The sequence below is a fragment of the Chitinophaga ginsengisoli genome (genome assembly GCF_003014595.1).
GTDB classification, from domain to species: Bacteria; Bacteroidota; Bacteroidia; order Chitinophagales; family Chitinophagaceae; genus Chitinophaga; species Chitinophaga ginsengisoli.
On record NZ_PYGK01000030.1, the window covers coordinates 1 to 8,941 of the forward strand.

General features: G+C 45.8%; 11 protein-coding genes. 9 read left to right on the forward strand and 2 right to left on the reverse strand.

Translation table 11 applies throughout. From position 1 onward, the window contains the following. The 3 genes from CLV42_RS34085 to CLV42_RS33330 all read left to right on the forward strand — a co-directional run. Positions 1-1,005, forward strand: a 1,005-nt coding sequence (locus CLV42_RS34085; protein WP_211303577.1) for an RHS repeat-associated core domain-containing protein, incomplete at its 5' end; no start/stop codon positions are given. Position 1,006: 1 nt separating this feature from the next. Beyond that, complete coding sequence (locus tag CLV42_RS33325; RefSeq protein ID WP_106606281.1) at positions 1,007-1,285, forward strand: hypothetical protein; 279 nt, start codon at positions 1,007-1,009, stop codon at positions 1,283-1,285. Further along, positions 1,278-1,631, forward strand: a complete 354-nt coding sequence (locus CLV42_RS33330; RefSeq protein ID WP_106606282.1) for a hypothetical protein — start codon at positions 1,278-1,280, stop codon at positions 1,629-1,631. Before CLV42_RS33325 ends, CLV42_RS33330 begins: the two co-directional genes overlap by 8 nt. Positions 1,632-1,809: 178 nt before the next feature. Here the strand turns inward: CLV42_RS33330 and CLV42_RS33335 are convergent, their stop codons facing one another. Further along, a complete protein-coding gene (locus CLV42_RS33335; RefSeq protein ID WP_106606283.1) occupies positions 1,810-2,148 on the reverse strand; it encodes a helix-turn-helix domain-containing protein in 339 nt (112 codons plus the stop codon). Between the two features lie 137 nt (positions 2,149-2,285). Here CLV42_RS33335 and CLV42_RS33340 point away from each other — a divergent pair, with 137 nt between their 5' ends. The 6 genes from CLV42_RS33340 (at position 2,286) to CLV42_RS33360 (ending at position 8,706) form a co-directional block, all read left to right on the forward strand. Continuing rightward, the gene (locus CLV42_RS33340) at positions 2,286-2,504 is read left to right on the forward strand and encodes a SymE family type I addiction module toxin (RefSeq protein WP_106606288.1); all 219 of its coding nucleotides are present in this window, start codon (positions 2,286-2,288) and stop codon (positions 2,502-2,504) included. After that, a complete protein-coding gene (locus CLV42_RS33345) occupies positions 2,482-5,181 on the forward strand; it encodes a CHC2 zinc finger domain-containing protein (protein WP_106606284.1) in 2,700 nt (899 codons plus the stop codon). Before CLV42_RS33340 ends, CLV42_RS33345 begins: the two co-directional genes overlap by 23 nt. Before the next feature lie 437 nt (positions 5,182-5,618). Further along, entirely contained in the window at positions 5,619-6,260 is a 642-nt protein-coding gene (locus CLV42_RS33350) for a tyrosine-type recombinase/integrase (protein WP_245901803.1), read from the forward strand. Next, positions 6,257-7,120, forward strand: coding sequence for a tyrosine-type recombinase/integrase (locus CLV42_RS33355; RefSeq protein WP_106606286.1), 864 nt, complete (start codon positions 6,257-6,259; stop codon positions 7,118-7,120). The genes CLV42_RS33350 and CLV42_RS33355 overlap by 4 nt, the downstream gene beginning before the upstream one ends. Before the next feature lie 953 nt (positions 7,121-8,073). Then, positions 8,074-8,250: a hypothetical protein gene (locus CLV42_RS34090; protein WP_170117744.1), complete on the forward strand. Its 177-nt coding sequence runs from the start codon at positions 8,074-8,076 to the stop codon at positions 8,248-8,250. Positions 8,251-8,295: 45 nt separating this feature from the next. Beyond that, a complete protein-coding gene (locus CLV42_RS33360) occupies positions 8,296-8,706 on the forward strand; it encodes a hypothetical protein (RefSeq protein WP_106606287.1) in 411 nt (136 codons plus the stop codon). Positions 8,707-8,756: 50 nt separating this feature from the next. Here the strand turns inward: CLV42_RS33360 and CLV42_RS34235 are convergent. Continuing rightward, positions 8,757-8,941: hypothetical protein (locus CLV42_RS34235; RefSeq protein ID WP_211303578.1), on the reverse strand; the 185-nt coding region annotated here is incomplete at its 5' end.

An 8,941-nucleotide genomic window follows, 5' to 3' on the forward strand; every position in this document is an offset into this window, starting at 1 on the left:
GGTTATCGCTATGGGTTTAATGGGCAAGAGCACTCGAGTGAGTTAGGAGATAATAATTATACTGCACAGTTCTGGGAGTATGATAGTAGAATAGGCAGGAGATGGAATCTTGATCCGGAGCCTGTTACGGGCATCAGTGAATATGCGACACTTAATAATAGTCCGATATTATATAGTGATGTATTAGGGAATTACTCAGATCCTCCCGGTTGGTATACAAGTGCGAGAGCCGCGTATATGATATTAATGTATGGAATGGGGGGAGATGCCTCTAAAGCGGGAGAGACTTTTGATAAAGTAGCCAATATACAGCCCAAGAGTTTGGATCAGATCAAGGGAGATGTTCGTCAGGGGGTACGCAACCTTCGAGCATCGGGAGCTGGGATGATAGAAGGAGGGAATAGATTACTTTCTTTTGGTCTTATGCGTAGGACTCCTGAGAGTCTTGGTTTCTATGGTACAGAAGCGGGCTATTTTAATGGATCTGCGCTAGTAGTTTCTTCGCTACCTCTGCCTGAAGGCGGCGGAGGGAACTTGTCGACGGGGTTTGCTGTCTCTGGTAGTGAGGCTGCTGTTTTGAAACCAACAGTAAATGCTGAAATAAAGCAAGCTCCGGTAGTATTGGCCAATGCAGCTAATGGTCAGAACAGGCAGCCAGTTCAGGAATATGATATCGGTGAGTATAAAGATTTGCAGGATCGATCAGATGTTGGAGATCATTTAGATTTGCATCATGTGCCACAAAAACATCCTGCGGGGCAAGTTATACCTGGCTATAGGCCAGAAACAGGTACAGCAATTGCTTTGAATGAAGTTACTCATAGGGCGATACCAAGGACAAAAGGAACTTATACTGGTACACCAAGACAGCTTTTGGGAAATGACGCATGGAACTTGAGGCAGGCGGGAGTAGCAAATACCTACATAGAACGATTGCTAAATATGGCTAAAGCTCAATTCCCAACTTCTTATGTAAGACCGCCGAGAGCACCTAAAACACAATAACATGTTGGATTTACATCATATACCTAATGCTAAGGATGCAGTAAGATTGATAAAGAAATTTGATATTAATACAGGGGTGTCTATAGCATTGCCCTTGACGGTTCATCGAAACATTCGATCTGTAAGATTTACAGAGGTAAAGAGTGCGCGAGGATTGCTGGCAAGTGAAATCTTATATTTGCGGAGTTGTACGCCTATTCCGTCAACGGTGTTACTTAAAGTAATTGAACTTAATAAAACAAAATATCCTGAGTCATTTAAAAAAAGATTCGATGAATAATGAGGAATTTGTAAATGCAATTAGAACGGCAGTAGAACAGTCTACTATTAATAGTTTAATAAAGGAATTTGAGGAAAGCAAACTTCCCAGTGAAGAGTTTAAAAAGATGTCAGCATTCTATAATACCTTGAACGAGTCAGGCAAAGACATGGTTAAGCAAATTATGCTAGAGTCTGTTCAGAGCACGATTTTTGGCTTTCTTTGTGTTATAGATGGAGTTAGGGCCATAGAAAAAGGCCCTGGGAAAGGTCGTTTGGAATTATGGTATAAGAAGGAGTCAAGTAATGAGAGTCTAATGCTGAATAGTCCGGACTCTGAGTTTTTGCACGATATTTATAATACGTAACATTACAGTTAATCTAATATGTTCTTCTAAGAGTATGTTACAAGGATGAGGTTATTGATTATAGAATAAAGATGCCCGGTGATCACCGGGCATCTTTATTTAAGTATCTCTTGCAGTTTAGATTTAGCGAGAAATGCATCTAACAAGTGGTGTACACACTTTTTTTTGTAAAAAGGAATTATTTATCAAAAGCCTTTTTAGTTTTATAATTCTGAATCACATTATCAATAAGGAAAAATAGATGTTGTTTGGTCTCGGCATCGAGTTTTTCAATATCCTCAATCCGTTTTAGCAAATCCTTATCAAAGGCGGATAACTGTCCTTCTCCGATCAGGTAATCCACCGTTACATTAAACACCTTTGCGAGTTTTATCAGCACTTCAATGGATGGGGTGTTAGCATTGCGCTCATAATTACCAATTATAGTACGTGAAACTTCGGCCTTCTTTGCCAGTTCGTCCTGGGAGAGGTTTTGCTGTTTTCTAAGTTGCGTTATGCGTTCTCCAATGTTCAACATAGTTGCCTAAAGCCAATGATTTTATTGACTTGTAGGCAAAATTAGTCAAATTGATTTGGCAAAAGAAATCAATGTTTGTTGTTGAAATGGAAAGAGATATTTACATTTGCCAAATAAGTTTGACAAAAAAATATTTTATGGGACCAGCAAACAAGGCACTCCGACGCGGTAAAGTTCACGGTCGGTACCAGACATTAAGTAAACATTGGCATGGAGGTCGTAATGTGCCCTGGCTAAATGTGCGGGGTCTATGGCTGGAAGAAGCAGGTTTTAATGTAGGCGACCCAATAGATATCATAGTAGGTAAGGAAAAGCTGATCATTAAAAAGGCTTATGATGGAAATAGCAGCCATTAAGCAGCAGCTAACGTTATCGCAGGTGCTATCTTATTACGGGTTAAAACCGGATAAGCACCTGCGATTACACTGTCCGTTCCATGATGACAAGACACCGAGCCTGCAGGTGTATTACAAGACGCATAGCTGTTATTGTTTTAGCAGTAACTGTAAGACGCATGGCAAGCCATTGGACGTAATAGACTTTGTGATGTACAAGGAAGGCTGCAGTAAACATGAAGCTATCCTGAAGTGTAAGGCGTTAATAGGTGGTAATACTACCGCTAGTCCAGCAAGGAACTACAACCGGGAAGAGACGCTGAACTACATGTTCACTTATTTTAAGAATGCGGTGCATAACAGCAAGCCTGCGCAGGAGTATATACAAAGCAGGGGCTTAGAAACGGCACGTTTAGAGATCGGTTATAATACAGGACAGTTCCATCATGGCAGGCGTAGGGATGATCAGCTGATAGCGGTCTGTGTGGAGGCAGGGTTGTTGTCTCCATGGGGTACAAATAGCAACGGTGGACAGGGCTACAGGCCTTTTGGGAAGTATTGTATTGTGTTTGCGTTGCGTAATAATAAAGGCGAGATCAGCGGTATGTACTTCCGCAGTACAATTAATGATGACACGCAACGTCATTATTACTTAAAGGACCGGAGTGGTCTTTATCCATGTTATCCGAAGCCAGATGTGCAAAGACTGATACTGACCGAATCAGTAATAGATGCGGCCACGCTGTTACAGTGTAATGAAATATCTAACTCATACGGTATCCTGTCCTGTTATGGTACCAATGGTCTAACCGCAGAACATGAAGCGGCCATCAAAGGCTTAACCCACCTGCAGGAGATCATCTTTGCTTTTGATGGGGATGAAGCGGGACGGAAGGCAGTTGCGAAATACGCCACTACTTTTAAAGATAAGTTACCCAATGTGTTAATCAGCACCTTACAGCTACCGGAAGGCGAAGACATCAACAGTATGGGTGTTAGTCATAGTGCTGAGATCTTCCCTCACTTGCTAAATAGTCGGACTGATTTTTTTCTTTCAGTTGAATCAGTTGAAAAACAAAACGTTCCTGCCTCTGGGCCAGTTGCAGCGCCTTTATCAGCCACCTCTATACTGGACAGTAGTAATCCCTATAAGCTAAGCTACAGCGGCGAGCTGGCCATTTATTATGTGCAGGGAGGTGTGAGTAAACAGCTGGACAGCATGAAGGTAACGCTGGTAGTTGAGCGGAAGGATAATGGGCAGAAGAGCCGTAATAAGCTGGACCTGTATGAGGATAAGCAGGTAGAGAAATTATGCAGGGAAGTAGGTGAGAAGCTGGGGCTTCGAAAAGACATCCTGGAGCAGGATCTATACCGGTTAACTGACCTGCTGGATCAGTACCGTGAACGGGAGGAAGAGCCAGCAGCAGGAGAAGAGGCAAAGGGTTATACTTTAAGTGTTAGCGAGCGCAGTGCTGCAGAGCGTTTTTTACGGGAGGTTGGCTTGTTGGAGAACCTGAACAAGCTGTTGGGCGAAACGGGTATAGTAGGCGAGGAAAGCAACCGGTTATTTTTATTACAGGTAGCGCTGAGTTACAAGATGCCTGCGCCGTTACATGCGCTGATACAGGGCAGTAGTGGCAGTGGTAAGACCAGGTTGTTAAAGCAGGTATCCGACTGTATGCCACCGGAGAAGGTGACACGGTTGACACGAGTAAGTGATAAAGTGTTATACAATTACCCTGAGCGCTACTTTATGAATCGGTTACTATGCTTAGAAGATATAGACGGGTTGAGTGAGGAAGCAGAGTTTGCGTTCCGGGAGCTGCAAAGCAATGGGGAGCTAAATAGTGCGACCAGTATCAAGCTGGAAAATGGTCAGATCACTAGTGGGCAGAAGACAGTGAGAGGTCCGATAGCCAGCCTTGCTTGTACCACACATGGGGAGATCTATGAGGACAATATGAGCCGTGTGTTCCTGATAGCGGTAGACGAGAGCCCCGAGCAGACCAGGCGTATTATAGGCTATCAGAATAGCAGGGCAGCAGGAGAGACAGACGCCCGCAAGGAACAGGAAAGTAAAGGTTTTATCCGTAATCTGGTACGTTGTCTGGAACCACTGGAAGTAGTGAATCCTTATGCAGGTCGTTTACAGTTGCCAGAGGATGCACATAAGATCCGTCGTTTACATGACCTGTTTTTAAACTTTGTGAAGATGGTAACATTGGTACATCAGTACCAGCGTACCAAAGACAGCAAAGGCCGTCTGGTAGCAGAGATCAGTGATATAGAGCAGGCCATTAGTATTATGTTCGACAGTATAGTACTGAAAGTAGATGAACTGGACGGCAGTCTTCGTCAGTTCTATGAACAGTTAAAGGACTACCTGCGTAGTCAATATGGTCAGCATTACAATCAGGCAGAGTTTAGCTTACGTGAAATCCGTCAGGGCTTAAAGATCAGTAAAACGCAAGTGTTCCGTTATGCTAATGACCTGACGCGGTTAGAATATATCCGTCCCTGTGGCGGCCACGTTAATAAAGGGTTTATCTATAAGATAGTATACTGGGACAACTATCAGGGGTTAAGAGACCGTATCAAATCCCACCTGTCCACCCAAATCACAGCTATTAAAACAGGTAGTCCCTCCCCGGAAGTTGGAACGCTACGGAACGCTAGTGGAACGCTGGAACCTGCGTGAATACTGGAAAAAGTGCCTTGCGTTCCGTGTTCCAGAAAAATGCTCAAGGGGGGTAAAAGTATATTTAAGATCATAGCGGTACTAAAGCCCCGGAAGTTGGAACGCTACGGAACGCCAGTGGAACGCTGGAACCTGCGTAAATACTGGAAAAAGTGTCTTGTGTTCCGTGTTCCGGAAAAATGCTCAAGGGGGGTAAAAAGTATATCTAAGATCATAGCGGTACCATGCATCATTATCCTACACTTTTTAAGCAATACTTACAACAGAGCGGTTATAGTGATAGTACACAGCATATGTTACCCTACTGTGTACGTGATTTTTTGCAATACGGGCGTTTTAAGCGGCTAACAGAGATTGGGCCGAGGAGTATTCTTGATTTTTACGAATGGCTGCATATACGGCCTTTAAAGCGCCGAGAAGGGGCATTAAGTGCGGGGATGATCAGCCATTATGTATATGCGCTGAAAGTGTTCTTTAGCTGGCAGGAGGCCAGTGGAGGGATCAGTTATAACCCGATGAGCGGGTTAAAGTTCCGCAGAGGTGAGCGTAACAGCCGTGAGGCACTGAGCCTGGATGAAATAACGGCTTTGTTTAGTGCAGCGCCCAGCATCCGGGAGCGGGTGATGTTACACCTGTTTTATAGTTGTGGTCTTCGTCGTAGTGAGGCAGTGAAGTTAAGCATCCGTGATGTACAAGCCAGGCACCGGTTATTGTATGTACGTTCAGGCAAAGGAGCCAGTCGTCGTGTGATCCCGTTGACGGGTAAAGTAGCAGGGGAGTTAGCCACCTACCTGGAACAGTGGCGTAAAGGCAGGGACAGTGATAAGAGTGCCTTTATGCTGAACCGTGTAGGTAAGGCGATGAGTGGAGAGAGTTATAATCATTTACTAAAAGGTGTGGTCAGACGTGCGGGACTATGGGAGGGGATCACACCACATTACCTGCGTCACAGTATAGCAACGCATCTGTTGCAGGGCGGTATGAGCCTTGAATATGTACGGGACTTTTTAGGCCACAGGCACCTGGAAGCGACACAGATCTATGCGAAGGTTGGCGCCCATCAATTACAACAGTTATGACATTGGAACAGTATCTACAACAGCAATACACCCCATCTACAGCGGCGTCCTATGCCCGCGAAATAGACATCTTTTTATCCGGTTACTCCGAGGCTTCTACAGCCGTTTATAAGGACTTAATGGGGTATATAGGCGTCCTTCGTCATCACTACCGTAACAGCCATACCTTAAACCGGATCGTGAGCAGTATTAAAGTTTATTATGATTACCTGTGTTATACGGGGCAGCGGTCGGATCATCCTGCACGAGGGATTAAACTGCGTGACAGGCGAAGCCGAGACATCCAGCTGCAGGACCTGTTCAGCAGCAGCGAACTGGAACAGTTACTGGAGCGCAAAGAGCGTTTTAGCGTGCTTGGGTTACGTAATAAGGTGTTAATGAGCTTATTGATCTACCAGGGCTTACAAGTGGGAGAACTGGCCGCATTACGTGTCCAGGATGTGTTACTGGAAAGTAGTTCAGTATATATCGGGCGTACGGCGGTTACCAATAGTCGCACACTGGCGCTCAAGCCCATACAGATAGGTTGGTTGAGTAGCTACCTGCAGGAGGTACGCCCAGTATTATTGGGCGGTCAGGAAAGTGAGTTGCTGTTAATCGGCCAGCGAGGTAATGGGATGGCAGGTGAAGATATCAGTAAGCATGTAAAACGCAGTTACGAGAGTATGTTCCGGGGCAGAGAGGTAAGCGCCCAGCGCATCCGCCAGAGTGTGATCGCTAACCTGTTTACACAGGGGCATGATATAGGGGTTGTACAGCAGTTCGCAGGTCATAAATACCCATCCAGTACAGAAAGGTATCGTCAGGACGATGTAGGGCGTTTACAGGCGGCTATAGAGCTGTATCATCCGGTGAAATGAGTAGTGGTTCAAGGGGGCGAATCCCTTCTTCTCCAAGTGATCTTATGGTGATTATTGTGGCATAATCGTGGCACTTTACTTTTTTAAAAATCAAGATCGTTGCCAGTGGCTGTTTTTAGGGGACAGGTTCGAATCCTTCTATCTCCGTAAACGTCTAATGTTGGTTGACTGTGCCAAAGCCTTCTACCATCAGTACGTGGCCTCCGTATTACTAGTCTCCAGGAAAAGCGGTCTCACTCCGTCCTCGGGTCGAACAAAAAACTGCGCCAGGTTGCGCGCAAGTGTTCCGTATGCAACGGGGTTCTATGCGCAACCTGTCACAGTTTTTGCGCCCCTTCGTCCTACGTTCGGGCAGCTCCCGGTCTGGCGGCTCGCGCACGTTGGCTCTGCTACAGCCATCCCTACGCTGCCTCTCGTTAGTCCGCCACCTGCCTAGCCGCCACGGCCTTATCTTTTTGTCTTTGCCATCCGCTGCGCTCCTGGCTATTAACAAGGACTAGGCGCGGCTAGCTGCGGCTCCGTGCTACGCTGCGCTACGCACTCCCGCCCCAGCAGCCGTGGCGGCATGGCGGTGGTGGCGGTGGATCGCTATTAGGCGGGAGATTATAGCAGCCAGGGGATAGTTCCCTGATGCGCGGATGAAGACATGTTTTTAAAAGAAAAAAGCAAAAAAAGGGCGCAAAGATAGCCGCCGCGTCAGCATTAGTGCATAACCCAGCTAATATAACACCCAGCAGCCAAAAGACTACGGCATAAAGCGTTAGTGCATATGCTCGTCATTATATCCTGCACCAGCCCTATCTGGTTAGTCATCGTCAGAATCCCACGCATTTATTCCGTTTCCTTTTGGCCTGGATCGGCGGCGGCAGGGGAGACAGCTTTCTTTTTTTCTTTTTTTTCTTTTAAAAGCCTGTCCGCGGCAGGCGTTTTACTCACCATCAAATCAATTAATTATGAATTATTATCTGATTAAAAAACAGACCGGAGAACTGACTATCATGGAAGTAAAGGAAGCAGATGAAGCTTCGTTCCAGGAGCAGTACGAGGGTCAGATATTACTGCATGGTAGTAGTATCCAAACTATCCTGATCGCTTATGGAGAGTTGTTGAATGAATCGACCGGGGAATAGCCCCGGTTCCGCCTATCCATTATTAATTATCCTTAAACCAAAACAATGAAGAGAAGAAAAGTAAAGGGCAAACGTTGCCACAGTAGCTGGGAGCATCATGAATTACGCATCCCAGCGCAATTACGCTTACTCAGCCGCCTGCTGGGTGTGCCTGTTCACCGTATGTTGCAGGAGTTTATTGATCATGTGAGTATGGATATCTGTGGCCGCGGTGATGAGCAGCGTAGTCGGGCCTTATCCTACCTGCAGAGTACCGGTTATGGCCGTCAGCGTTATAGTGCAGAGCAGTTAGGAGAGTTGCTGGAAGAGCTGAATGCACAGCGTCGGGAGTGGCCTGGTTACGAGCAGACGCATTATGATGGTGTAGCCCTGGACCGTTACCAGGTACACCGCCGTCACAGGCTATGGAGTTGGTACAGCCGTTGGCGTAATAGTCAAAAAAGGCCCGGGCAGTGAGGTGCCCGGGAAAGTATTGCTCTAAATAGTCTGTCTACTTAAAAGCAATACTAAAGTACAATAATCCAGGCTACGGAGTGGTCTGGATTATTTTTTTCTTTCAGCTGAAAAACAGATGAAAGAAAAAACAATATCTTAGTGGCAGTTCTTTGAGTAAAAAAGCGTGCAGGGCTGGTTGCCTGTAGGAGTAAAGTTGCGCAGGGGGCTATCGTTATGGGTTTAATGGGAAGGAGAA